The sequence below is a fragment of the Microbulbifer mixtoriginis (SeqCode) genome (genome assembly GCF_052466865.1).
Window position 1 is genome coordinate 1511477 of record NZ_CP174293.1, and the last position, 23902, is coordinate 1535378.

A 23902-nucleotide genomic window follows, 5' to 3' on the forward strand; every position below is an offset into this window, starting at 1 on the left:
TTAGTCCTTCAGGGGTTGTGAATAGATAATGCATTTAGTAAAGACCTGGCGGCAGCAAGTATTAATAAGGCTTACAGGCAAATGGCGATAGTTAATGGATTTGATTATCAGGAGAAAGGTCTGGGTGAAGCTTTGATAGAAGTAGAGCTTAATCGCTGCTACCAATTGCTCCCCCAGACTTTTGGAACTCTCAATGTTGGAAGAATTTGAAGTCTTTAATCGAAAATTTCTTGATCTAGCAAATTCTCTCCACACCGCCAACCCTATTTTTTGAGAGCATCCACTGCCAGAGCTGTACTCTGCGAACTCTAAATGTTGCGGCACAGAACAACAGGTAATAGCGCCACATACGATAAAAGCGTCTGCCGTAACGATCGGCAAAGCGCGGCCAATTTTCCTCGAAATTTTTATGCCATGCCATCAGGGTTTTATCGTAGTCAGGCCCAAAGTTATGCAGATCTTCAAGTGTGAGAAGGTCTTGGGCTGCCTTGGTTATCTGCGTTGCAGCCGGTATTTCCCCATTGGGGAAAATGTATTTTTCAATCCATGGATCGGTATTGGCTGGTCTTGCTTTACCGATAGTATGGAGCAGTAAAGTTCCATCTTTCTTTAGGCAGCGTTTAGCCACTTCCATAAAAGCTCGATGATTTTTACGCCCAACATGTTCAAACATTCCGACACTGGCAATACGGTCGAAAGGCTCATCAAGCATTCGGTAATCCTGTAGGGAGACGGTAATCGGTAGGTTGGCATAGCGTTCGGAAACATAGGCTCTTTGTTCGCGGGAGATCGTTACTCCGACACACTCTACCTGGTATTTCTGGGCGGCATAGCCGATCAGGCTCCCCCAGCCACAACCGATATCCAATAGACGCATCCCAGGTTCTAGTTGCAGCTTACGGCAGATAAGGTCGAGCTTGGCTTCTTGAGCTTCGTCCAGGGTTTGAGCATCCTTCCAATAACCACAACTATAGGTAAGGCGGTTATCGAGCATACCTGTATAAAACTCGTTTCCGAGATCGTAATGGTGCTCACCAACCTCGAAGGCGCGACGACGGCTTTGCAGGTTGATTAAGAAACTGCGCAGGTAGCGCCAAGCATAGCGCCAGGTCTTGGCATGGCGGCCAAGGTCGGCTTCCAGAATTTTGTACACAAATTGGTCCAGCGCTTGGACATCCCAATCTCCGCGCATATAAGTCTCACCGAGCCCCATACTGTGACGAGCGACAATCTCGTCTAGGGCCTCCTCGCGGTGGACTTGTATATCCCAGGGCCTATCACCATTCACCTGGATGTCGGCCTCGGCTAATATTTCGTCTACCAAGTGGCGACTGCGGCCAATGGCCGGCACTTCTATGGTGTCCTGCTGCTCGCTTGCCATCAAAGCCTCCCTCTCTCCTAGTTGCTGTGGGTTGATTGAGGCGCCCTTGAATAATTTGCCTCCCCACTCCATTTACTTCAGCATATTGAAAAACCTTGATCGTCCCAGCTTCGTAGAGCTGGTTTATTAGGAATTCCCTCAATGCGCCCATTACTGCTTCTATTTATAGTCCTACCTGTACTTGAAATGTGGGTTTTAATCACCGTAGGGAGAGAAATCGGCGCCTTGCCCACGATTGGATTGGTATTTTTAACCGCTATTGTTGGCGTAACCCTGTTGCGGCGGCAGGGCATATCGACCCTAATGCGGGCTCAGGAGAAGATGCGAACAGGCGATATACCTGCCCAGGAGATGGTTGAAGGAATCTTTCTTGCCGTGGGCGGGGCATTGTTGCTCACTCCTGGATTTATCACCGATGCCCTCGGATTTGCCTGCCTGATACCGGGTTTACGCCAACTGCTACTGGGGAGACTGGTGCGTCATATCACCATTGTGCGGCCTGGTGACCCCCGCAGCTCGGACCCCAACCAACGCGGTCCAGATATTATCGAGGGGGAATTTTCTCGGGATGAGCGAAAACCTATGGATCAGGTAGATCACAAGCATCATAAAGATTGAGCTGGTTAAATAGTGCACTATTTTGTGCTTCACCCGGCACTTTTGTAGTTTTTTTATTGAAGACTGTTGAAATCCATTCTCGCGCCCATAGATAGGGTTCAACTGAGAATTAAGCCCCGCCTCTGGGAATCAGAGAGGGGTGAGGTTACCGGCCCATAAAGCCAGTGCCGCCGATGTTGAAAACCTTAAAAAAACGACTCAATGGAGAACTTATCCATGAAAATTCGTCCTTTACACGACCGCGTCGTAGTACGCCGTAAGGAAGAAGAAGCGATGTCAGCTGGCGGTATCGTGCTGCCAGGTGCTGCCAAAGAAAAGCCGAACCAAGGTGAAGTGGTAGCCGTGGGTGAGGGCAAGCAGCTGGACAATGGCGATGTTCGCGCACTGTCTGTGAAGGTGGGTGACACTGTTGTTTTCGGTCGCTATGCCGACAGCAATACCCTCAAGGTGGACGGCGAAGAGCTGATCATCATGAGCGAAGGTGACATCTACGGCGTGTTGGAAGGCTAAGAAAAGCCTTTAACTTTACTCGCAAAAAGAATTTGAGGAATAAGAATCATGGCAGCTAAAGACGTAATTTTTGGTGACGACGCTCGTCAGAAAATGCTGAAAGGCGTAAACATCCTGGCAGACGCCGTTAAAACTACCCTGGGTCCTAAAGGCCGCAACGTAGTTCTGGACAAGTCCTTCGGCGCACCTACCGTAACCAAAGACGGTGTTTCCGTAGCAAAAGAAATCGAACTGAAAGACAAGTTCGAAAACATGGGCGCGCAGATGGTGAAGGAAGTTGCTTCCAAAGCTTCTGACACTGCCGGTGACGGCACCACCACCGCTACCGTTCTGGCCCAGGCTATCGTAACCGAAGGCCTGAAATCCGTAGCCGCTGGCTTTAACCCGATGGATCTGAAGCGCGGTATCGACAAAGCGGTAACCGCAGCGGTCAACCACATCGCTGGTCTGTCCACTCCTTGTGCAGACACCAAGTCTATCGCTCAGGTAGGTACTATCTCCGCTAACAGCGACGAGAGCGTTGGTACCATCATCGCCGAAGCCATGGAAAAAGTGGGCAAAGAAGGCGTTATCACTGTTGAAGAAGGTTCTGGCCTGGAAAACGAGCTGGACGTAGTAGAAGGTATGCAGTTCGACCGCGGCTACCTGTCTCCTTACTTCATCACCAACCAAGAAAACATGACTGCTGAGCTGGATAGCCCTTTCATCCTGCTGGTAGACAAGAAAATCTCCAACATCCGCGACCTGCTGCCCCTGCTGGAGCAAGTAGCTAAGGCTTCCAAGCCGCTGCTGATCATCGCTGAAGACGTAGAAGGCGAAGCGCTGGCAACTCTGGTTGTAAACAGCATGCGCGGCATCGTTAAAGTTGCTGCTGTTAAAGCTCCTGGCTTCGGCGACCGTCGTAAAGCCATGCTGCAGGACATCGCTATCCTGACTGGCGGCACCGTAATTTCTGAAGAAGTTGGTCTGGAGCTGGAAGGTACTACTCTGGAGCACCTGGGTACTGCTAAGCGCGTAACCCTGTCCAAAGAAAACACTGTAATCGTTGATGGCGCTGGTGATGTTAAAGACATCGAAGCTCGCGTTGGCCAGATCCGTGCACAGATCGAAGAGTCCTCTTCCGACTACGACAAAGAGAAGCTGCAAGAGCGCGTAGCCAAACTGGCTGGCGGTGTTGCAGTAATCAAAGTAGGCGCCGCTACTGAAGTGGAAATGAAAGAGAAGAAAGCTCGCGTAGAAGACGCTCTGCACGCTACCCGCGCTGCAGTAGAGGAAGGTGTAGTACCTGGCGGTGGTACCGCTTTGGTTCGCGCTACTCAGGCTATCTCTGTAACTGGCGACAACGAAGACCAGAACCACGGTATCGCTGCAGCCCTGCGCGCTATGGAAATGCCTCTGCGTCAAATCGTTGCCAACGCTGGTGATGAAGCTTCTGTAGTTGTTGATAAGATCAAGCAAGGCGAAGGCAACTTCGGTTACAACGCTGCTACCGGCGAGTACGGTGACATGCTGGAAATGGGCATCCTGGACCCTGCTAAAGTAACCCGTTCTGCACTGCAAGCGGCAGCTTCTATTGCTGGTCTGATGATCACCACCGAAGCTATGGTTGCAGAGATCCCGGAAGACAAGCCGGCTGCTCCTGACATGAGCGGTATGGGTGGCATGGGCGGTATGGGCGGCATGATGTAAGCCGGCCTAACAGCATATCTAAAAAGCCCCGCAATTGCGGGGCTTTTTTTTGTCTAGTGGAAAGTGGTTTACTGGGGGCAGATTTATCCAAGGTTTGAATTGGTGTAGATGAGAGCAACTTGGTGTGATATAGGGCAGTAGCAAAATCGAGTGGAGCAGGGCTGGTAAGTGATGGTGAATCTGACTTAAGTTGAAATAACAAACATAGAATGGAATCGGTGCGGAAATATGGATATCTACGAAATGGTCGAGTAGGGAGATCTGCCAGTACCTGAGTGTGCGAAAACTCTGGGATTTGAGTTAATAAGCTATTCACGTGAAAAAATGGAGATGAAAGCCCGATTTTTTGCCAGGGAGTCATTCTTAAACCCTGCGGGAACAATACAGGGTGGGTTTCTATGTGCAATGCTCGACGACGTAATGGGTCCTGCACTTGTATTTTCGCTGAATATTGGTCAGTTTGCTCCGACACTAGAGCTAAAGACTCAATTTGTTCGCCCAGCTAAAGTGGGGCCAGTTGAGGGTGTTGGCAGAGTTGTATCTAGAGGTGGAACTGTCTGCTTTCTGGAAGGAGGGCTTCTTCAAGAGGGGAAGCTTATTGCTAGGGCATTTAATAAAGGGACACAATTTATAAATCCTTGATGAAGGGTGTGATGTTTTCTGAGGTAAGAATGAGTTTTGAACAAAGCATATATAGCTCCCCGGAAAGTGAGCTTTGCCCGGAGGGGAAGAAGCGGGTTAAGTTGGGGAGCGTTCTTTCTATATTGGGTGCTGTTCTTCAAACCCCGATTATTGTGTTCTTTTATTTGGGGATGTTGAGTTTTTGGGAAACTTTTCAGATCGCCCAATCACTTGATGCATCCCCTGAAGTAATAGCAGGCATGATGAGTCAATCTCTCTCTAATTTTGTTATAGGAGGTCTATTGTCTGGTCCAGGCTTGTTGATTTCCTGTACTGCTTTGTTTTTATCGTCTTTTCGAGCTAAGTGGTTGTTCTGGTATTCTTTAATACTCTCACTGATTTGGATTAGCTCTTTTCCGTTTGGGACACTATTTGGTTTGATATACCTGTTAATAATTTTGATTAAACGAAAATCGTAAATGCAGATTTGATCCATTTTTTCTAATTTGTAAAGCGAGGTGAAATAAATGTTAGACACTATTTTGGATTATTTTCAGCAGCGAGAAATCGATGATGCGAGATATCGAGCTCAAAATGCAAAGCAGATGGCCGCTAACCTGGAACTGGAAGTCGGTGATATTCAGGGGCGCATAGATACATTAGTGTAGGCGAATCAGGCTATGTTGGCGCTTTTATCGGAAAAATTAGGGGTAACCGAGGCCGAACTTATTGAAAAAATGGGGAAGATTGATCTGCGAGATGGTAGCGGGATGGAAAAATATCCACTGGTAACCTGAAAGAGAGCCCTTCTTGTGGCCATAAGGTGAGAAAGCAAAGGGCCAATTGTTACTGGTGTGGAACAGAGCTGACTTTATCCAGCCCGTTTATGGACTCAAAGCGGACTGATTAATTTCCCACTTGATGAAAGAACTACCAATATGGTTTTTGGCATACTTGGATAGTCACTTGGCATCATCGGATTCTTAGTTGGCGCCTTCTGATCATATACTGATTTCAAGATTAACGCTTGGGAGACAGATAGATGGAAGCGGCACTTATCACAGGAGCCTCTGGTGGTATTGGTCTGGAGTTGGCCAAGATGCATGCAGCTAAAGGTGGCAACCTGGTTCTGGTTGCTCGGTCTGAGGGGAAGCTTTTATCACTCAAGCAGCAGCTGGAGAAAGAGTTTGGTGTCCAAGCAATGGTAATTACTGAAGATCTATCTGACCCGTTGTCCGCACAGAGAATTTTTGAGCGAACCCAAGGCGAGAATTTGGAGATTGGTACCCTGATCAACAATGCGGGTTTTGGTGGTCATGGTCTTTTTCATCAGCGGGACTTGGAAGCTGAGCAGAGTATGATGCAGGTAAATATGGTTTCCCTTACCAATCTCACCCATCTGTATTTAAAGGGTATGGTTGCCCGAAATAGCGGGCATATCCTTAATGTCTCATCTACAGCCTCTTTTATTCCTGGCCCTTTACAGGCAGTTTACTACGCAAGTAAAGCCTATGTAACTTCATTCAGCCAGGCACTGGCTGAGGAGTTGAACGGCACGGGTGTAACAGTAACCGCTTTGTGCCCCGGCGCTGTTGCAACAGGATTCGTCGCGGCAGGCGATCTTCAGGGTGTTGATATTTGGAAGAATGCCCGCTCAGCTGAGTCTGTTGCCAGATGTGGTTATCAGGCTATGGAGCGTGGAGATCTGGTTGCTTTTAATGAGACGCGGCTCAAGTTGTTTCTGAATTGGATAATGCCTTTATTGCCTCGTAAAATGCTACTGAAGTTTTCCCGTCAGACGATGGAAAAGTCTTAATTGTAGGAAAGCCCGGTAATGATCAGGCGTGCAGCTAAATTTTTGGTACCTCCCAGCTGGAAGTTGATATTACACGATATGAATATCGATACAGCGCTGGCTCTGGCTTATGCCGGGTTACCTGCGGATTTATTACAGCGGGAGTCTGTGACACTGACTCCGGTGGAATATTTCCGCTTCTGGTGTGGTATTGACCAGGCTTCGAAGGATAAGCCACTGCCGCTCTTATTGGCAGAGCATCTTACGGCTGAAACATTTGATCCCCCTGTGTTTGCGAGCCTTTGCAGCGAAAACCTGAATCAAGCTTTATTGCGGATACAGCAGTACAAACCATTGATTGGTCCAATGGAATTGCACTTGGATATTACTGATAAGTACACAAGGCTTAATTTAGAGTGCTATGGCAGTGATGAAATTATCCCCACAGCTTTGGGGTTGAGTGAATTAATTTTCTATATCCGCCTGGCTCGATTGGGAGCCCGGGATAAAATTCAACCTTTGGAATTGGCTCTACCGCAGTTACCGGAAGATCAAACGCCTTATCAGACTTTCTTTGGTTGCTCAATTAAGAAATCAGACCGGGTGAGAATTTGCTTCTCAGCACAAGATGCACAAAAACCGTTTCTGACTGCCAATGCCCCTATGTGGGATTTCTTTGAAGGTAAATTGAGTCAACAGCTAAAGGACCTGGGCAGCGAAGCCACAATGGGAGAGCGGGTCGGGTCCGTGTTAATGGAGTTATTGCCGGCTGGTGAGAGCTCTATCGAGGCTGTATCTGACCGTTTAATGATCAGCAAAAGAACTTTACAGAGAAAACTTGGGGAGGAAAATCACACTTTTCAGTCTGTCTTACAGGAGGTTAGGGTAAGCTTGGCTGATCACTATCTCTCTAAGTCTAATCTCCATCTGGGAGAAATTTCCTTTATGCTAGGGTTTAAGGAGCCTAATTCATTTATACGCGCTTACCGAGGGTGGAAAGGGGTGACACCTCTTCAATATCGGAATTCGATTTATTGATCAGATTTATCTTTGGTTTTAGTGCTGCTACTAGGTCGAAGGTAAGTTAAACTGGGCCCTAGCGGTGTAGTTAAATATGCTTCTTCATGGTCAGTATAAAGTCGTAGGTCTATTTAAATGCTCTACTTTAAGGCCAGTTGGGAGTTTGGGGGGCAGCTGGATAACCTTAATATAAGTTAGGGTGCTTTTTCTTAAAATTATTCACGGCCTCAATGGTGTAAGGAGTGGCAATTCCTACTTTACGGCCTAATTTAATAATAAAACCATTCAAGTAGGAAAGTTCAGTAACTTTATTTTCTCTAACGTCCTGGTGGGTTGAAGTATAATGGTCCAATTTTTTGGCTTGCTGAGTGAGTTTTCTCCACATCTCTTGTTTATCTTGATTGATCTCAATTTCTTTTGAGAGAACTTCATAGGATTCATAAAGTACATTTTTCATGTGCTTGGTTATTTTGTCGTCTGCAAAAAGCTCCCTGAGGGTTCTTGAATAGGTGGCTGAAAATATATTTGTTGTGCAATTGAAAATAGTCTTTTCAACACGATGCTGTACTATGTTGCTAGTTGTTTTGGTCTCGATAAGTGAGTCTTTGAACAGCTGCAGTAAGCTTTCTGAATATTTGTCATTCCCAACGAGAAGCCCAGAGCCTTTTGTATGCTTCAGTTTATTGTTGTTCAGATTGAAGCCGTCATATACCAATACGCTCGTGAAGTTTTTCTGATAAGTGTGTTCAAACTCTGAGATATCAAGAAGGCAGTTTTGTAATAGAATAATAATTTTTGATTTTGGGCTTGTCTTGCTTAAATTGATGAGGTTTTTCTTTAGGTCATAGATTTTGCATGTTAAAAAAACAAAGTCATAGGATGATTGTGCGCTGATCTCTTTTGAGGTGGGCGGGAAGTCGTACCTCTTAGAGTTGATGAGGAGATATTCTCCAATTCTATCCGCTTTTCTTCCTATGACATCTACATGATAGTTTGCCCGAAAAAATTTTGCCGCTAGGTATGACCCAATGGAACCTGCTCCGAGTATTAATATTTTTCCTTTTTTCATAAGGTTCGTTCAGGATTTTCTTGTTACCTATTTGGCTGGTCGATCTGCAAAAATAATCCCATTATCTGGGTTTACTTCCAGGGCTCGGAGCTCGCCCTGGTAAACTGCTTGAATCTTCCAGCGTCCCCCCACGAAGCGCATACTGGTTATAGGCTTAAATCCAAGACTGTAGAGTTTTGCCCTAATAGTCGATGGATCTAGAGCAATAACCGAAGGCGTTGCTCCGTAAAGATCGGGGCTATCGTAGATTGGGGCGGGTTTGTTAGGGTCTATCCCTGGGGGAATGGGGTTTGTCAAATTACTAACGAGCATGACCGTTACAATAAAACTCACGCGAGGCTCCACACTACAACCAAGCCATGTTTTTAGTGTGGACAGTGGATGATCATTACGCCAGTGATTTTAATTAAATGTTTGAATGAATCGAAAACAATAACCCGGCGTATGGGTTCGCCGGGTTATTATTTTTAAATGCGATTATGCTTTCCAGTACCTAATTTTATCGGGTCATCTTGAGCATAAGGTTCAATAGTTTATTGGAAAGTTTTCCATAGGGGGGGCGCATTAATTTCAATAGGTCGATTGGTCCCTGTTGGTAGATGGGGCGCAATTTGGAGAAGGTAAGGAAGCCTTCGTAACCGTGGTAATGACCCATGCCACTTTCCCCAACCCCTCCAAATGGAATATCGTGCTGTCCAACATGTAATACACAGTTATTTATCGACACACCGCCAGACATAATTTGCTCAATATAGCGATTTTGCAGGTTCTTATCGTTCGTGTAGGGATAAATTGCCAGTGGTCGTGGCTGAGCATTGATATAGTCAATGACTTCTTCAGGCCTTGAATAGGTCATAATTGGCAGAAGCGGGCCAAAAATTTCCCGCTGCATTGCCAGCATGTCCCGATTTACGTTGATTAATAGATGGGGAGGGAACTTTCGCAGGCTGTCATTTCGTTTGAGTTCTCCGGCACTCAGGTCGTAAACCTTAGCCCCCTTATCGACGGCATCATCCAGTGTTTTCCACAGGCGCTGGTAGGCTGCGTTGTCAATAATGGAGGTATAGTCAGGGCTCTGCCAGTTGGGGAAGTGCTTTTTTATTACCCGCTTGGCATGCTCAATAAAGGTATCCAGTTGGTTCTCAGGGATGAAGAGATAATCTACATTGACACATATTTGCCCGGCATTGACCATTTTCCAGTGGATCAGACGCTCCGCAGCTTTTTCGATGGGAAAATCGGGGGCGATGATAGCGGGGGACTTCCCTCCAAGCTCTAGCGTAACTGGAGTCAGGTTTTCTGCAGCGGAGCGCATCACGGCCCGCCCAGTAGTGCTGGAGCCGGTGAAAATTAGGTGGTCAAATTTTAGGCTGGAAAATAGTGGACCTATTTCACCATAGTCAGCAATAAAAGAGAGTTTCTCCTCTGGAAAATACTTGGGGCTAACCTCTTTTAACAACTCAGCAAGTCGACAGGAGTTGGTAGACATCTTTACCATTGCGTGATTGCCTGCGGCAAAGATATTGGTTAGAGGTGAAAAGCTAAGGTTAATGGGGAAGTTCCACGGCACTATTACCCCAACTACTCCCAGGGGTTGAGGTACTACAGTATTTTTTGACAGGGGGTAGGCTTTGAAGTCGATATGGCGCCGCCTGGGCTTCATCCATTTCTTGATGTTCTTTATGGCATCCTTGATGCCGGAAAGGGCAGGGTATATCTCCAATAGCAGGGTTTCTTCCCGCGAGCGATTACCGTAGTCACAGCATATGGCTTCAATGATGGCTTCCTGCTGTTCACGCAGCATTCGTGCCAGGGTTTTTAGATCTTGAACACGCTGCTGATAGCTGGGAACAGGGTTGGCGTGATGGGCTCGGCGCTGGTTGTCTAGCTGGTTCTGGAGTAGCGCCTTGTCTGCATCCTGCCGAGTAAGCGTCTGGATGGTCATTTTATTATCCTTTGGCGTTTGTCTTAGACCAGACTAACGCATTCATCCTCGCGGTGCTTGACCAATTACGTCAGTGAATAGACATAATCACTGTGGTTACGTGAGTTGCCACCACATTGGTAAAAACTGTGATGAATTCAGGCCCTCCCCGGAGTATCCCTAATCCGGGGAGGGTTGGTAAGAATGATCGCAGACTATGCGAGTCAGCTGTTATCGGGTTTTTCGGATTGGACCTCTGCTGAATTAGGATCCACAATCAGGTCGTATTTCTGATCGCCCTTGTAGGCCTCCACTTTCCAGCGTCCTCTTTCCAGGTCTACCTCAACAATAGGGGTGTAACCCTGTTGCTCTAACTTTGTGAGCACCATAGAGAGTGCCATAGCCCCGGGAGGGGGTTTCTCGTCGGCGATGGCGACTTGTAGCGTGGTTGCGGCGATTAGTGCCAGCAACATTCTGCTGAAGAACTTCATTTTTCACTACCTCGCTTGCGGACCCGGTTGAAAAATTGACCGGGTAATAGAAGGTTTACATCTCGCTTTTACTCAGCAAGATACTTGGCCTTTTGATTGCCTTACAGGCCCTGGTCACCGGGGTGACTGAGACGTTTCTGAACTGCTAGACACCACTCCGGGCTGCCGGGCTTTACATCGGCCAGGTTGCCGCCTGTCAGCTTGGTGATTGCATCAAACCACTCTGCACTGCCAATGGGGGGTAGACCTGATGGGTACATTTTTTTCAGGTCGCCATCTTGTTGGGCCATCACTTGCCGCTGTACCCAGGTAAACCAGCCCGGTGTACAAATGGTTTCACTACCCGAAGCGGTAGCCTGTAGCTGATTGGTGGGGTCTTCCGCCGTGCTGCTCGCGTTTCGCTTAATCGGCTGTTTCATTGCCTCGCTGGCTGTTTGACCAGCGGTTACTTCACTACTCGATGGTTGGGCCTTATGTGGCTCACCCTTGCGGTCGCAGCCGGATAAGGCAAAAACCAGAGCGAGTGGCAGAATAAGGTAATGCATAGAGCCTCTGCAGGTGACTGGTTTGAATCTAAGCATAGGAGGGATTTTGCGACTTTGCTGGGTAGAGAAGTTCCAGGTTGACATTAATACCTTTCCAAATGAGAATGCTTCTCAAATTAACCCCAGGGTGATAGGACTCCCATGTTTACCAGATCTCTATTTCAAAAAGCGATTGCAACTGTTGGTTTGATTGGTGCCATTGGGGCCAATGCCGCTGAGCAAGTAAATATTTACTCCTACCGACAACCTTTCCTGATTGAGCCGATCTTGCAGGAGTTCACCGAGAAAACCGGTATTGAGACCAAAGTGGTCTACGCCAGCAAAGGCTTGAACGAGCGGCTGCAAAGGGAAGGGCGCAACAGCCCTGCCGACCTGGTTCTGACTTCCAATACCAGTAGTCTGATGGACCTGCTTAATAAGCAGCTGACCCAACCGGTAAGTAGTGAAATCCTGGAAGACAATATCCCGGCGCAATTCCGTGATAAGGCCGGTAACTGGTTTGGTCTGACAACCCGAGCGCGTTTAATTTACGCCTCCAAAGACCGCGTTAAACCCGGTGAGATCACTCGCTACGAAGAGCTGGTAGAGCCTAAGTGGAAGGGCCGAATCTGTACCCGCAGCGGCAAGCACCCCTACACCCTGTCCTTGATCGCCTCCATGATCGCCCATCACGGTGAAGCAGAAACTAAAGAGTGGTTGCAAGGCGTGAAAGCGAATCTGGCGCGTAAGCCGCAGGGCAATGACCGTGCACAGGTGAAAGCCATTAGCGAAGGTGTCTGCGACCTCTCCCTGGGTAACAGCTACTACTTCGGTAAAATGATCACCAACAAGGAGCAGCCGGAACAGGTGGATTGGGCCAAGTCAGTCAATCTGATCTTCCCTAACCAGAAGGATCGCGGTACCCATATGTTTATTTCCGGCGCGGCGCTGACCAAGCATGCCCCCAACCGTGAAAACGCCGTTAAGCTGCTGGAATTCCTCAGTGGTGCCGATGCTCAATACGCTTACGCTGAGAAAAATTTTGAGTTCCCTGTACGCCCCGGTACTGCTCGCTCTGAGTTGATCAAGGAATATATGGGTGAGTTTAAAGAAGACGATCTGAGCCTCACGGAAATCGGTTCCTACGTTCCGGCGGCTTCCCGTATGGTTGATGAAGTACGCTTTGACTTTTAGAATGATTAACTGAATGGGAGTTGTTGCCCAGCCTATTGGCAGCACTATCTCAGCCTTATTCGAACGGCCCTGTCGAGAGACCAGGGCCGTTCTTTTATAATGAGCTTTTGATTTCTTAATTCATGCTAAACCGAGCGAATTTATCAGCGTCGCGCTGGCTGCTACTGGTAGCTACTATTTCCCTACTGGTAGCCCTGCCAGTGCTATCTATCTTTTGGTTGGCATTTTTCCCTGAAGAAAATATCTGGCCGCACCTGTTAGACACGGTGCTGTTTCACTATGTGTCCTCCACATTGATTCTGGCTGGTGGTGTCGGTTTAGTAACGTTGATAGCAGGCGTGGGCAGCGCTTGGCTGGTGAGTATGTGCCAGTTCCCCGGACGCCGGTTGTTCGAGTGGGCGTTGCTACTGCCGTTTGCAGTTCCCGCCTATGTGATTGCCTACGTCTATACAGATTTACTGGAGTATGCGGGTCCAGTGCAAAAGTCCTTGCGGGCTTGGTTTGGTTGGCAGACGGCCAGGGATTACTGGTTCCCTGAGATTCGTAGTATGGGGGGGGCTATTGCCATGCTGTCACTGGTGCTCTTCCCCTATGTGTATATGCTCGCGCGCGCGGCCTTTATCGAACAGTGCGGCAGTATACGGGCCGCGAGCCGGTCATTGGGCTGCACGCCCTGGCAGAGCTTCTTGCGCGTATCCCTGCCAATGGCACGCCCGGCAATTGCGGTGGGCTTGTCACTGGTGCTGATGGAGACCCTGAATGACTTCGGCACTGTCGACTTCTTTGCGGTGCGCACCTTGAGTGTTGGGATTTACGATACCTGGCTGAGCCGCGGTAATTTAGGGGGGGCGGCACAAATTGCCTGTAGCACCCTGATTTTTGTTGTTCTGTTAATTACGTTGGAGCGAATGGGGCGGGCGAGGCAGAAGCACTTTGTACAGTCACCAAATTCCCAGCGTGAACGTTATGTACTGTGCGGTTGGCGGGCTGGTGTAGCCCTGATGTTTTGTGGGTTACTGTTGGTGGCCGGCTTTATTATTCCCCTGCTGGTTCTGGGTGGATACGCACTTAGTAACTTTTCCAGCTATTGGAGCGAGGATTTTATACAGATCGCCAGCAATAGCTTGTTACTGTCTATTGCAGCAGCACTGGTCTCTGTACTGCTGGGCTTGCTGTTGGCTTACGGTAAGCGACTGCAACCCAAAAGGTCCGTACGACTCTTGGTCGGCTTTTCCAAGCTGGGTTATGCAATGCCCGGGGCGGTATTGGCGATTGGAGTCCTGATTCCACTGGCCGCATTTGATAATGCCGTTGACGCTTTTTTACGTGAGCACTTCGATATCTCCATAGGGCTACTGTTAAGCGGCAGTATTTTTGCCATTATTTTTGCCTACACGGTGCGCTTCCTGGCGGTATCTACGGGGGCCATAGAATCCAGTCTGGAGAAGGTAACCCCATCAATGGATAGGGCTGCCCGCTCTCTGGGGCGCAATAGCTGGCAAACCCTGTGGGCCGTGCACCTCCCCTTGGTGCGTACAGGGCTGCTAACGGGTGGCTTGGTGGTCTTTGTGGATTGTATGAAAGAACTGCCGGCGACGTTGCTACTGCGCCCCTTCGGCTTTGACACCCTGGCGACTTATGTTTACCAGTTTGCTTCTGATGAGATGCTGGAACGCTCGGCCCTGGGGGCTTTATTGATTGTCCTGGTAGGATTAATCCCGGTGATTTTGTTGAGCCGTTCCATTGGGTGGCGCAGAGGTGAGGAACGCACAGCCCTGGCGAGTTCTGAAGCGCCCGCCCTGTCTTGATAGCTGCTATCGGGCTTGGTCAAACACCAGCGCAGAGGAGAGACGTAGGGGAAGTTTATCACCGGGAGCGGCTTGAACATTGGTATTCAATGCGGCCTCGACAGTTTCCCCTTCGGCTAACTGGAAGCGATAGCTCACTTGATTGCCGAGAAAATTCTTTTCCACAACCTGGGCCATAACCGCACTGGGATGTTCGCCTGCGGCAATATCCTCACTGCGCACAAACAGTTCGAGCCTATATCCACTTTCGTATGCAGCTGTTGGCATATTTACTTCCCCTAATGGGGTGCTGATTAGGTCATTGCCCAGGACAGTGCCGGAGATAATATTCCCTTCACTAACGATTCTCGCAACCGCCAAATTCTTTGGCTTCTGATAAGTATCCTGTGGGCTGTCCCACTGCTGTAATTGACCTTGGCTGAGTACTCCCAGCTTGTCTCCAGCAATAAAGGCCTCGTGGCGGTCGTGGGTAACAATAATCGCAGGGATCTTCTCTTCGCGCAGTATATGGCGGACTTCGGCGGCGAGACTGCGGCGCAGCTCGGTATCCAGGTTAGAGAAGGGTTCATCCAACAGCAACAACTTGGGGCGCGGTGCCAGTGCCCGAGCCAGAGCGACACGCTGCTGCTGACCGCCGGATAGTTGGTGCGGATACTGTTGCCCAAAACCTTTCAGGCGCACTAGCTGAAGCAACGACTGGGTACGAGATTGCCGTTGGCCTTTTGGCATTGACTGGATACCGAAGGCAATATTTTGCTCAACGGTGAGGTGTGGGAAGAGGGCATAGTCCTGAAATACCACCCCAATTTTCCGCTGCTCCGCTGGAACCTTTACTTTGGGAGAAGAGATTACTTCTCCAGACAGTTGAATATTCCCTGCAACGACTGGCTGAAATCCAGCGATGGCGTGCAGCAGGGTTGTTTTGCCGCAGCCGCTGGGGCCCAATAAGCAGGCAATCTCCCCGGCCTGTAAAGCAAAGGAAACTGATTCGATAACCACCTGCTCGCCGTAGCGGCACTGCAGGTTTTCTATGGAGAGTATGGGGTGCACGAGTTTTCCGGTAGTTTGGCTTTTAAACACATCGGGCAGCGTTCGGGTGTAGTTGCTGATCATAGTTATCACAAAGCTAGCCGGCAACCAGTCCCGTGTGAAGCATACTATTAGCAGCCCAGCGGGGGCTTCTTCTGATTGGAACTGAGCTGGGTGTTTTTCGACCAGGTTGATTATTTAAACACCCACCCTAAACTCGATAGGCTAATGTATCCTTTCGCATGGATAATAAGATCTCGTCTATCCCAGAATCACAGTGACCAGTTAAATAGTATCGATATCTAATTGTAAAATAAGCCGGTCCAAATCAGATTGTACCATCAGCCTCGGTATAGATATCTTGAACCGCCTAATGCTTGTTGGTAAAGGTTTACTTTAGTGCTTCGCTTTACTGCCAACCATGTTGATCATTTTTAGAGCTTCCTCCGAACAATCGCTTAAAAAGCTCGGAAAAAATACCTGCAACGATATCCTCTTTGTTGATAGAGTCTTTTTCTCGTAGCTTCTCTGCCTTTCTGTCCAGCTGTTTGGCCATGGAATAATTATTGTTTGCTCTGGCGTCTTCAGCCTGTGCTTTTAGTTTATTAGCTTTGGCATTTCTCTCATATATGTTAGCGGTAGAAACACATCCGGAAATAAATATAACTGACAGAGTGAAAAACAATCTTCTCATGCTCGGCGAAACAAATTTGAGATTCATAATATTTTAATGGCCGGTGTTGGCTTGTATAGTGTTGTTAGCACTATACCATAGTTTGATGCAGTAACTCGTTATGTGATGTTGGAAGCAAGCTCAGGTCAAAAGCATCGCTTCCTTAGATCCTTAAAAAACTCCTTGCAGGTCTTTCCCTTTACGCCGTGGCCAAATTAGCTTTGCCACTACACTTATTATGCCTGTTTTTTCATCTTTGCTTTATAATCATTCATTAATAGAAAATAAATCCATAAGGTAGATAATGCAGCAAAGAAACACCAGGTTGATACCCACGTTTCACGCTGTGTAAAGTAGATGATAACGCCGAACAGCATGACAAGTGCCCAAAATTTCCTAAAAACTTGGTTGCTTGATAATAAAAATAAAAAACCTAGTGAAGAATAAATAATGTGTCCTGCCGTAATGGAAAACAAGCTGCCATCGGACAGTATGTAACATAAGCTATGCCCACATACGCTGGTTTTTACCAAATGTCTTGGTCCTGTTTCCAATAGGACGGGTGTCCAAAGATATAAGCCAAAAACAAAACCTATGATGATTAATGTGATAAAAAAAATCCTTTTCCACTTTTTTGTTTCAAGGCTAAAGGCTACGGTTGGTATCCAGGCAAGCCAAAAAAGCAGAGCAAAAAACAAATAGAAAATGGAGGCTGCGGTTGTCAGTGATGTTAAATTTCCGTTGTATCCAATCCATACCACACCTTCACTCGCTTGTTGTAACGCGAAAAGGATAGGGGTAATCGCTAGTAATAAATAGGTTTTATCGTTTTTTATAGCGTGTCTTGTACACAAAGCACCACCAACAAGAAGAACAGCTGCTGATCCGAATGATGCTGTGGCTGAAAAACACATAATGGTTTTCTCTGTATGTAAAATATTGTCATTTAAGCCAGAGTCTTAACGCTTGATGAATTATATAACAATAGCCTTAACCTAAAAAAATAGGTTGAAGTCATCTACTTTGTACTATGCTTATTAATTTATCTGAAAGGGTGGGGCCAATCTCAACGACTTCATTTCACCCTGTAGATGAAATCTAAACACCTCAAGGGGGCATCGAGTTTATCTATGAAATTCTATGCTTGTGCAGGTAAAGTCGATGTCGACTGGGGGTAAGCCAGTTTGATGCCGCTAAGTCGGTTGCAGTGTTTTATTCCGTTATTAACGTTGGCCACCGTTCTGACCCTTGCGTCGGGAGTTGCCTTTTACACATTAAAGTAATAATGCTCCCACAAACATTGATTGTATTAGGAGTATTTTTCTTATCGGCACTCTCTGGTCATTCACTTTGCGCGCATTAATTGGGGATCACCAATAATCTTGTGACAACGAAGTTATTGAGTATGACTAAGGTGGTTGGCGATGGCTCAGTCAACTGCACCTTGCCCAAGCAGACAGGAAAATCCGCTGAAAGGTGGTTGCTGTGAACTATTTTCCCCTATTAACGGCACCATGGGTTTAGGCGTGGATGTCACGGTTAAGCCCATCTGCGGTAAATAAGAACTGGCGGTCAAATGTTATTACCCTCATAAACTTGGACGTCCTTATCACACTGATATAATCGCGAATTTTAGACTCATTTCGGATGTTGAGGTCACGGTGAACACTTACAACTATTTGAGTCACTGTTTGTCCGGATTATTGACCATACTCGAACGACCAGAGGGTAAAGAATACCCTCACTTAGATAGCCAGACGGAGGCTCGAAGGGCAGATGCCTTATTACTTGTGATTATTAAGTTTTTGGAAATGGCCACAATCCTTGCACTTAATACCATGTTGGTAGAAAAATAGAGGCATACCCAAGAGTAAGAAGACCAAAAATGCGGGCTTTTTTCCCTTGGTAAATGGCTCAACATTTCGTGAAGAGCAGGACTCACATTTCCTTTCCCCTTCACACCCTAATTCTTGGTCTACAAGATTGGAGCGGTCTTGCTTAAGGATTTCATGGGCTTTATCAAGGTCGCTTTCCGACACTTGAAGCCTTACTCCACCCATAGCATTAGAATATAGCCACTGCATATTGACTGTGTGCTCATCTGCAATGAAAGCGCTTATTCCTTCAGACTCAAGTCTTGCTTTTGCAATCTGGGCTTCATATGGAAATGAGAATCTAGCAACGGTTACTAGCAAGTGATCACCTTAGCGCTTAACGAGGGTATAGAAAAAATCTAAATTTTTGTATGATTATTTTACGAAAAAATAGTCTACTTTCCAGTGAAAACTAAATCAGAATGCACAAAGCAAGATGTCAGCTGAATTGCTCTGTCAGGTGCGGCGGTTGGCTCGCTTATACTTTTCCTGGTACTCGCGGCGCTGCTTAGTAATTTCATACAATACAATCCCAGAAGTTGTTCCAAGGTTTAAGCTTTCTATCATTCCAAACATTGGAATAGATACGCAGAAATCGCTATTTTTGACTGCAAGATCACTGATACCTCTAGATTCGTTACCAAACCATACTGCTAATCTTGGCTGAGTGTAATCGGCCTCATGCAATATAAAGTTGTCTTTTCCTTTTACATGAGGAGAGGTAACAATCGAGGTAAATCTGTTGTTCGCCAAATGATCCAGGCATTCTTCGGTACTATCAAATCGCTTTACAAAGCTCCATTTGATTGCTGAGACAGACGGTTTTGAGAGTGATTTCCTTTCTCTCATTTCCTTCCATTCATCAGGCAGTGAGTTGCGTGGATCAATAATATAGGTTTTTTCGACGCCTAAAGCATTGACGTTTCGAATGACTGTCCCTATGTTCTTCATATCCATCGGGTATTCAAGAACACATATTAGATTTTTACAGCGATAAGGCTTAATTTGATTGGCTCTTTTCCGAACGTCGCTTTTATCAACTTCCATCTTCTTGAAGATCTCAGATAATTTATTCAGACCTAACGTTGCCAGCACAGGTAGCCGAAGTGGGGCGTGGTTTGTAGCATAATAGGGGTGCAGGTCCTTGCACAAGAAGGTGCATAGCTTTGGGCGTTGAATGGACCCCCTTGTTAAGGTTATTCACAAATTACGGTCCCGGCATTGTATGGAGTAAAGCTGAAAGTACATTTATCTGATATGCACTGCTCAATGAGATATGAGCCCCAGCCACAACCATTTCCTATATGGCTCACATAACAATGGCACTCATTGGTCACTGTGCCGTCAGATTTGCTAACTTCAATACTTTCACCATCATAGTTATACCGTGACACATAGGAGAGATATTGCAATGCAATAGTTCTTGTAACTGAATACTCCACTCCCGAAGATTCAATTTGAACCTGAAACTTTGGCTCCGGCTTTCTCTGCTCTTTGGTACTTGTACAGCCTGAAAGCAACAATACAATTGTTACCAATATCGTTATACATGGCCGTCTTATCGTCAGCAGAGGCCAGAAGGGCTGGAACAAACTGCCTGTGTTTGTATAGTTGTTTTTGTCCGATTCTGATGTTGAAAATCCTTTTCGCTAACGGGTATATTGAGACCTACTTACGTCATCCACCGACAGCCCTTTGGACTCAAAATATTCGATGACGTTATTGGCCAAATCCTGCTGATCTTCCACCAACAAAATTGAACTTGTATTCAGCCTCCCTTCCTTAACAGGGCCCCAACGGAAAACTTTAAACTGCTGCGATTGGCTATCATGCCAGCGCTGCACACTACCAATGCACTGACAAGTAAAGTAGCCATGATCCATAACCAATCTGGCTTGTAATTAATGCCAAATTGAGACTGATAGATCAATTGAGCTGTAAGGTTGGTACCTAAAATGGCCCCCACGCTAGCAATTAAAGAAGTCAGCAACCACTCAAACAGGCTTAGTTTACCGCAGGCAAGGCGTGATTGGCCAAAGCTGATCAGTAAAGCGTTCTTTTTACGCTCATCAGCTTCATAGCCTTTGACCGACGCACTGATCACCAGCAGTGCCAGTAAAATAATCATCAAACTAAATCCAGATACCAGCTTAATCACCATCGACAAAGTATCATCAAAGCGTTGCGTCAATTCGCGCACCGAGATTAACCGCAATGATGGGTGACGCTGCCAAAGCTCTGCCAGCTGACCCCAAGCAGTGTCCGCAAGCTCAAGGCTACCCATATAAAGTGGTGGTGTTTGAAGCTGGTTCATGGTGCTTTGTGGCACATTAAACCAAAAGGTGATGGAACCTTTGCCAGGCACGTATTTATGACTGGCTTTGATTTCAAAGTTCAAAGATTGCCCCGCAACTTCAAACTGTAATTGGTCGCCGAGTTTCAACCCCATATCAGTCATGACTTCTTGCTCTACCGATACTTGTTGCCAGTCGGCATCTCGATCTTGCCAGCGTTGGCCTGTCACTGTTTGGTTGTTGGTTGCTTGCTGAATACTGAAATGCAAGCGGACTGGCTTTTGTAAGCTAGCCAAACTTTCGCTGGGGCTGGTGGCAAATTCCGCCAACGTCTGGCCATTGACATGGCTTAGCTTCCCGTACCAAAACGGCTTTAATTGGCGAATGTCACTGCCAGTTTGTGCACTCCACTGGCGAATGTCTTGCACCTGTTGTTCATTGGCCTGGGTGATGATCAGATTACCATCGTGCTCGCGGGTATAGCCTTCCATGGTTTGGCCAATGTCTTTCATCAAACTCAAGGTGAACAGCAACAAGGTGGCACACATTCCAACGCCTAAAATTTGAATGGATTTGCTGAGTAAGCGCTGTTTCATCATATAAAAACCAAAAGCTATCATACCCATTGCACGGCTCGCCACCGTATGGCCCAAACTCAGCACCAACCAAGTCAATACCATCATCAGCATCAAGGTGGCTGCCATAGCGGATAGCGTCATGGCCGTGAGCAGACCGTTGTTGGAGTAAACAAAGGCCACCGTAGCTACACTAATTAATGCAAATCCATAGCGAGGCAATAAGTGATTCGGACTCGACATTTGGCGAATCAACTGTGCCGGGGTCACTTTGGCCATCACTAACCAATTGGGAATTTGAAAAATTGCCAATAGAGCCAACAATAGCGCGTAGCTGCTGAGTAAATCTGTCCATACCCAGGTGGTTGTTAGGTCAGCAAACTGTGTCTGCATTTGCTGCAAAATTAGGTATTCCGCCCCCCATGCCAAGGCGGTTGCCGGAATTAGCCCTGCAATGACTGTTAATAGCCATTGACCAAATGATAAAGCAAACACTCGGGGTTTATCGCTGCCCATGGCCAAACACACCGCCGCAAAACGCTGCTGGGATAACAACTGACGTCGACCGGCTTGGTCGATGGCAATGGCCGCCATCAAAAATAACAGTACCGATGCTAAGCCCACAAAATTCTCAACCCGTTGCCAAAACATTGCCAACGGATGGCCGCTGTGTTTGTCATAAAGCTGTGCAGTTACTAGCTCAGTGGTGGCCCATTGTTTTAGGGTGTTCAATTCGTTTTTATCCCCCACAAGTAAATAGCGAAAGAGGGCATTGTCGGCTTGTATCAGTGGAAGGTCATCTAGATGCACCAATGCGCGCATCGCCACCGAATGGCCTTCGAGCAGGCGGTCGGGTTCATGTTGCACCAAACCTGTGAGCTTTAATTGCCCATGCCCCATATCTAAGGATTGGCCAAGGGCGAGCTTCAGTGAAGCAAACAATCGGCTATCGACCCATATTTCACCGGATTTAGGCCCATGCCTCAGGGATTGCCCTTGTCCATCCGTCTCAAACGCCACTTGCACGGTGCCTTGTACTGGATAATGATCATCCACTGCTTTTAACTGCACCGCTTGCCAATGGTGATCATGGGTCAAGGTTACGTTCACCAGCTGGCTCACGCTCAACTGCTGTGCATGCTGGTGCAACTTGTTTATTTGCGCATCGGTTAGGGCTTGATGCTGAGAAATTACCAAATCGCTGCCAAGCATTTGTTGCAAATTATTGGCCAAATAAGCCTGAATGGAACTGCTGGTCAAACTGAGCGTTAAAATGAAGAACATCAAACTTGCTTGGGTCCAGCGAATTAAGCGCGCATCCCCTTGATGGTATTGCTGGCGGAATAATTGCCACACTAATAAAATCAGCATAATGCGCCCACCCTAGACGCAGCTTGGTTGCGCGCCATGACCGTTAATTTGCCTTGACCCAATTGCAGCAAAGTATCGGCCTGCTGCGCTAATTCCATCGAGTGAGTGACGAGTACCAGCCCCGCGCCGCTTTGCTGACAGCAATCAAACATCAATTGCGCAATATGTTGTGCGGTTTTCTCATCTAGGTTACCCGTAGGTTCATCGGCAAAAATAAATTGCGGCTGTATGGCAAAAGCACGGGCAATGGCCACCCGTTGTTGCTCACCACCGCTGAGCTGCTGTGGTTTATGATACATTCGCTCAGCTAGCCCCACTTTGTCGAGCCATAATTTGGCTGTGGTTAATGCACGTTTATCGCCTTTTAGTTTTAAAGGCAGCGCGACGTTGTTTAAGGCATCAAGTTCGGGTAACAAATGAAACTGCTGAAAAATAAAACCTGAGATTTGACGTAGGCTCTTTAATAGCTGTGGCTTACCATTTTTCTGGAATTGCACTTCGCCAGAAATGGGAGGTTCAAGACCCGCCATTAACAGTAATAAGCTTGATTTACCTACTCCAGAGGGGCCCACAATGGCGTAAGACTGACCACTGTGCAGCTCAATATTTAAATCCTCAAACAGGCTGACCTGTTGTTTGGCCAAGGTAAAGCGATGGTCAATTTGCTTTAAGTGAATACTGCTAGACATGGCTAGCTCCTTTAAAGAACTGGTTGAGCAGCACTTTAAAGAAGCAGAAGTGAAATGAAGGTGAAATCAGTAGAAACAAGTTGCTAAGTTGTCAGAATACAGGTAGTGAGACTTTATGTTGTTTGATAACGCCTAGCTTATCAGGGAGGGTAAGGAGTCCAATAGAGGCTGCTGATCGGAACGTAGTGCATCTGCTTGTTAAATTCATTGCTTGGAACTGCCTTTGACAGTGAATTTTTTTGTTAGCTTACGATCGGTGAGTAAATTTAGGTTTTCAGCGTAGTAATTTTGATCAATAGATAACACCCAGATGGTACCAGAAAGATTAACGGTAGCTTTAAGAGGAAATGTCACCGAGAACCTCGTTAAGATTGCTTTAGCTTCAACTCCATCTTGTGGTAACGCACCAGTCAGCAGTTCTGGTTCACCAGTGCATTCAAGCTTTAAAAGTTGAGAACCTGGTTGCTGATTATAAAGCTCTGTTTCTACATCCTTTACTACGAAGCTACGATAATCCGTTCCCAGTCCTAGCCACTCAATCATATGAGTGCTTTTATCTGCACAGTCAAAACCCGAGATTTCAATGTGCTTACTTTTGTTAATGGACTCAATAGACTCTGCCAGTACCGACATACTCAATAGTGTAAATGTTATAAGTTTCAGAATCTTTAGCACGATATTTCCGTGAATTTAATGCCCGTCGCAAAGGCGAGCAATTTGTTGTGAGTCCAGCGCAAGAAGTGCGTGCATGTG

Annotated in this window: 25 protein-coding genes; 11 read left to right on the plus strand and 14 right to left on the minus strand. The window is 47.0% G+C overall.

The genetic code is table 11. The features are described from left to right. Positions 1-235 precede the first annotated feature (235 nt). Positions 236-1381 carry a cyclopropane fatty acyl phospholipid synthase gene (cfa, locus tag ACJJJA_RS06765; protein WP_252084965.1) on the minus strand — a complete coding sequence of 382 codons (1146 nt, stop codon included), beginning with the start codon at positions 1379-1381 and terminating at the stop codon, positions 236-238. A 141-nt stretch (positions 1382-1522) separates the two neighbouring features. Here cfa and ACJJJA_RS06770 point away from each other — a divergent pair, with 141 nt between their 5' ends. The 8 genes from ACJJJA_RS06770 to ACJJJA_RS06805 all read left to right on the plus strand — a co-directional run bounded on the left by ACJJJA_RS06770 (position 1523) and on the right by ACJJJA_RS06805 (position 7652). Then, a complete protein-coding gene (locus ACJJJA_RS06770) occupies positions 1523-1999 on the plus strand; it encodes an FxsA family protein (protein ID WP_444885763.1) in 477 nt (158 codons plus the stop codon). A gap of 216 nt (positions 2000-2215) precedes the next feature. Next, complete coding sequence (locus ACJJJA_RS06775; RefSeq protein ID WP_152452204.1) at positions 2216-2509, plus strand: co-chaperone GroES; 294 nt, start codon at positions 2216-2218, stop codon at positions 2507-2509. 48 nt (positions 2510-2557) lie between these two features. Next, a complete protein-coding gene (groL, locus tag ACJJJA_RS06780; protein WP_252084967.1) occupies positions 2558-4198 on the plus strand; it encodes a chaperonin GroEL in 1641 nt (546 codons plus the stop codon). A 288-nt stretch (positions 4199-4486) separates the two neighbouring features. Beyond that, on the plus strand, positions 4487-4840 hold the full coding sequence (locus ACJJJA_RS06785; protein WP_444905232.1) for a PaaI family thioesterase: 354 nt from the start codon (positions 4487-4489) through the stop codon (positions 4838-4840). A 29-nt stretch (positions 4841-4869) separates the two neighbouring features. After that, a complete protein-coding gene (locus ACJJJA_RS06790; RefSeq protein ID WP_444904098.1) occupies positions 4870-5298 on the plus strand; it encodes a hypothetical protein in 429 nt (142 codons plus the stop codon). Between the two features lie 48 nt (positions 5299-5346). Then, entirely contained in the window at positions 5347-5487 is a 141-nt protein-coding gene (locus tag ACJJJA_RS06795) for a hypothetical protein (protein WP_444904099.1), read from the plus strand. A gap of 374 nt (positions 5488-5861) precedes the next feature. Then, positions 5862-6635 (plus strand): SDR family NAD(P)-dependent oxidoreductase, encoded by a 774-nt coding sequence (locus ACJJJA_RS06800; RefSeq protein ID WP_444904100.1) that lies wholly within the window; start codon positions 5862-5864, stop codon positions 6633-6635. A gap of 18 nt (positions 6636-6653) precedes the next feature. Continuing rightward, positions 6654-7652 carry an AraC family transcriptional regulator gene (locus tag ACJJJA_RS06805; RefSeq protein WP_444904101.1) on the plus strand — a complete coding sequence of 333 codons (999 nt, stop codon included), beginning with the start codon at positions 6654-6656 and terminating at the stop codon, positions 7650-7652. A 166-nt stretch (positions 7653-7818) separates the two neighbouring features. On the opposite strand, the gene ACJJJA_RS06810 is transcribed toward ACJJJA_RS06805, so the two are convergent. The 5 genes from ACJJJA_RS06810 to ACJJJA_RS06830 form a co-directional block, all read right to left on the minus strand. After that, the gene (locus ACJJJA_RS06810) at positions 7819-8703 is read right to left on the minus strand and encodes a ketopantoate reductase family protein (protein WP_444904102.1); all 885 of its coding nucleotides are present in this window, start codon (positions 8701-8703) and stop codon (positions 7819-7821) included. A gap of 27 nt (positions 8704-8730) precedes the next feature. Then, positions 8731-9036, minus strand: coding sequence for a hypothetical protein (locus tag ACJJJA_RS06815; protein WP_252084975.1), 306 nt, complete (start codon positions 9034-9036; stop codon positions 8731-8733). Between the two features lie 166 nt (positions 9037-9202). After that, positions 9203-10648, minus strand: coding sequence for a coniferyl aldehyde dehydrogenase (locus ACJJJA_RS06820; protein ID WP_252084976.1), 1446 nt, complete (start codon positions 10646-10648; stop codon positions 9203-9205). Between the two features lie 203 nt (positions 10649-10851). Continuing rightward, positions 10852-11118 carry a PepSY domain-containing protein gene (locus tag ACJJJA_RS06825; RefSeq protein ID WP_252084977.1) on the minus strand — a complete coding sequence of 89 codons (267 nt, stop codon included), beginning with the start codon at positions 11116-11118 and terminating at the stop codon, positions 10852-10854. Positions 11119-11219: 101 nt separating this feature from the next. Continuing rightward, on the minus strand, positions 11220-11663 hold the full coding sequence (locus tag ACJJJA_RS06830) for a hypothetical protein (protein ID WP_444898832.1): 444 nt from the start codon (positions 11661-11663) through the stop codon (positions 11220-11222). A gap of 141 nt (positions 11664-11804) precedes the next feature. Here ACJJJA_RS06830 and ACJJJA_RS06835 point away from each other — a divergent pair, with 141 nt between their 5' ends. Both ACJJJA_RS06835 and ACJJJA_RS06840 read left to right on the plus strand, forming a co-directional pair. Beyond that, entirely contained in the window at positions 11805-12836 is a 1032-nt protein-coding gene (locus tag ACJJJA_RS06835; RefSeq protein ID WP_444898831.1) for a Fe(3+) ABC transporter substrate-binding protein, read from the plus strand. A 122-nt stretch (positions 12837-12958) separates the two neighbouring features. Then, positions 12959-14644, plus strand: coding sequence for an ABC transporter permease (locus ACJJJA_RS06840; RefSeq protein ID WP_444904103.1), 1686 nt, complete (start codon positions 12959-12961; stop codon positions 14642-14644). 6 nt (positions 14645-14650) lie between these two features. Here the strand turns inward: ACJJJA_RS06840 and ACJJJA_RS06845 are convergent, their stop codons facing one another. From ACJJJA_RS06845 to ACJJJA_RS06855, 3 genes are all read right to left on the minus strand, one after another. Continuing rightward, on the minus strand, positions 14651-15757 hold the full coding sequence (locus ACJJJA_RS06845; RefSeq protein WP_444904104.1) for an ABC transporter ATP-binding protein: 1107 nt from the start codon (positions 15755-15757) through the stop codon (positions 14651-14653). 325 nt (positions 15758-16082) lie between these two features. Further along, positions 16083-16394: a hypothetical protein gene (locus tag ACJJJA_RS06850; RefSeq protein ID WP_444904105.1), complete on the minus strand. Its 312-nt coding sequence runs from the start codon at positions 16392-16394 to the stop codon at positions 16083-16085. A gap of 188 nt (positions 16395-16582) precedes the next feature. Beyond that, the gene (locus ACJJJA_RS06855; RefSeq protein ID WP_444904106.1) at positions 16583-17260 is read right to left on the minus strand and encodes a DUF6629 family protein; all 678 of its coding nucleotides are present in this window, start codon (positions 17258-17260) and stop codon (positions 16583-16585) included. Positions 17261-17770: 510 nt separating this feature from the next. Between ACJJJA_RS06855 and ACJJJA_RS06860 the strand changes: the two genes are divergently transcribed. Next, a complete protein-coding gene (locus tag ACJJJA_RS06860) occupies positions 17771-17908 on the plus strand; it encodes a hypothetical protein (protein WP_444885748.1) in 138 nt (45 codons plus the stop codon). A 222-nt stretch (positions 17909-18130) separates the two neighbouring features. On the opposite strand, the gene ACJJJA_RS06865 is transcribed toward ACJJJA_RS06860, so the two are convergent. The 5 genes from ACJJJA_RS06865 to ACJJJA_RS06885 all read right to left on the minus strand — a co-directional run bounded on the left by ACJJJA_RS06865 (position 18131) and on the right by ACJJJA_RS06885 (position 23824). Beyond that, positions 18131-18541, minus strand: coding sequence for a putative signal transducing protein (locus tag ACJJJA_RS06865; protein WP_444885747.1), 411 nt, complete (start codon positions 18539-18541; stop codon positions 18131-18133). Between the two features lie 135 nt (positions 18542-18676). Further along, positions 18677-19267 (minus strand): TrmH family RNA methyltransferase, encoded by a 591-nt coding sequence (locus ACJJJA_RS06870; RefSeq protein WP_444885746.1) that lies wholly within the window; start codon positions 19265-19267, stop codon positions 18677-18679. Positions 19268-19988: 721 nt separating this feature from the next. Continuing rightward, positions 19989-22460, minus strand: coding sequence for an ABC transporter permease (locus ACJJJA_RS06875; RefSeq protein ID WP_444904107.1), 2472 nt, complete (start codon positions 22458-22460; stop codon positions 19989-19991). Beyond that, the gene (locus ACJJJA_RS06880) at positions 22454-23149 is read right to left on the minus strand and encodes an ABC transporter ATP-binding protein (protein ID WP_444904108.1); all 696 of its coding nucleotides are present in this window, start codon (positions 23147-23149) and stop codon (positions 22454-22456) included. The genes ACJJJA_RS06875 and ACJJJA_RS06880 overlap by 7 nt, the downstream gene beginning before the upstream one ends. A gap of 204 nt (positions 23150-23353) precedes the next feature. Continuing rightward, entirely contained in the window at positions 23354-23824 is a 471-nt protein-coding gene (locus tag ACJJJA_RS06885; protein WP_444904109.1) for a hypothetical protein, read from the minus strand. Positions 23825-23902: the final 78 nt, after the last annotated feature.

Excerpts from the sequence above, each read along its gene's own strand:
- ACJJJA_RS06855 (WP_444904106.1), bottom strand. The coding sequence starts at position 17,260 with ATGTGTTTTTCAGCCACAGCATCATTCGGATCAGCAGCTGTTCTTCTT.
- ACJJJA_RS06805 (WP_444904101.1), top strand. The coding sequence starts at position 6,654 with ATGATCAGGCGTGCAGCTAAATTTTTGGTACCTCCCAGCTGGAAGTTG.
- ACJJJA_RS06880 (WP_444904108.1), bottom strand. The coding sequence starts at position 23,149 with ATGTCTAGCAGTATTCACTTAAAGCAAATTGACCATCGCTTTACCTTG.
- groL (WP_252084967.1), top strand. The coding sequence starts at position 2,558 with ATGGCAGCTAAAGACGTAATTTTTGGTGACGACGCTCGTCAGAAAATG.
- ACJJJA_RS06875 (WP_444904107.1), bottom strand. The coding sequence starts at position 22,460 with ATGCTGATTTTATTAGTGTGGCAATTATTCCGCCAGCAATACCATCAA.
- ACJJJA_RS06830 (WP_444898832.1), bottom strand. The coding sequence starts at position 11,663 with ATGCATTACCTTATTCTGCCACTCGCTCTGGTTTTTGCCTTATCCGGC.
- ACJJJA_RS06845 (WP_444904104.1), bottom strand. The coding sequence starts at position 15,757 with ATGATCAGCAACTACACCCGAACGCTGCCCGATGTGTTTAAAAGCCAA.
- ACJJJA_RS06795 (WP_444904099.1), top strand. The coding sequence starts at position 5,347 with ATGTTAGACACTATTTTGGATTATTTTCAGCAGCGAGAAATCGATGAT.
- ACJJJA_RS06810 (WP_444904102.1), bottom strand. The coding sequence starts at position 8,703 with ATGAAAAAAGGAAAAATATTAATACTCGGAGCAGGTTCCATTGGGTCA.
- ACJJJA_RS06850 (WP_444904105.1), bottom strand. The coding sequence starts at position 16,394 with ATGAATCTCAAATTTGTTTCGCCGAGCATGAGAAGATTGTTTTTCACT.
- ACJJJA_RS06820 (WP_252084976.1), bottom strand. The coding sequence starts at position 10,648 with ATGACCATCCAGACGCTTACTCGGCAGGATGCAGACAAGGCGCTACTC.
- ACJJJA_RS06770 (WP_444885763.1), top strand. The coding sequence starts at position 1,523 with ATGCGCCCATTACTGCTTCTATTTATAGTCCTACCTGTACTTGAAATG.
- cfa (WP_252084965.1), bottom strand. The coding sequence starts at position 1,381 with ATGGCAAGCGAGCAGCAGGACACCATAGAAGTGCCGGCCATTGGCCGC.
- ACJJJA_RS06835 (WP_444898831.1), top strand. The coding sequence starts at position 11,805 with ATGTTTACCAGATCTCTATTTCAAAAAGCGATTGCAACTGTTGGTTTG.
- ACJJJA_RS06800 (WP_444904100.1), top strand. The coding sequence starts at position 5,862 with ATGGAAGCGGCACTTATCACAGGAGCCTCTGGTGGTATTGGTCTGGAG.
- ACJJJA_RS06825 (WP_252084977.1), bottom strand. The coding sequence starts at position 11,118 with ATGAAGTTCTTCAGCAGAATGTTGCTGGCACTAATCGCCGCAACCACG.
- ACJJJA_RS06870 (WP_444885746.1), bottom strand. The coding sequence starts at position 19,267 with ATGGAAGTTGATAAAAGCGACGTTCGGAAAAGAGCCAATCAAATTAAG.
- ACJJJA_RS06840 (WP_444904103.1), top strand. The coding sequence starts at position 12,959 with ATGCTAAACCGAGCGAATTTATCAGCGTCGCGCTGGCTGCTACTGGTA.
- ACJJJA_RS06775 (WP_152452204.1), top strand. The coding sequence starts at position 2,216 with ATGAAAATTCGTCCTTTACACGACCGCGTCGTAGTACGCCGTAAGGAA.
- ACJJJA_RS06860 (WP_444885748.1), top strand. The coding sequence starts at position 17,771 with ATGGCTCAGTCAACTGCACCTTGCCCAAGCAGACAGGAAAATCCGCTG.
- ACJJJA_RS06790 (WP_444904098.1), top strand. The coding sequence starts at position 4,870 with ATGAGTTTTGAACAAAGCATATATAGCTCCCCGGAAAGTGAGCTTTGC.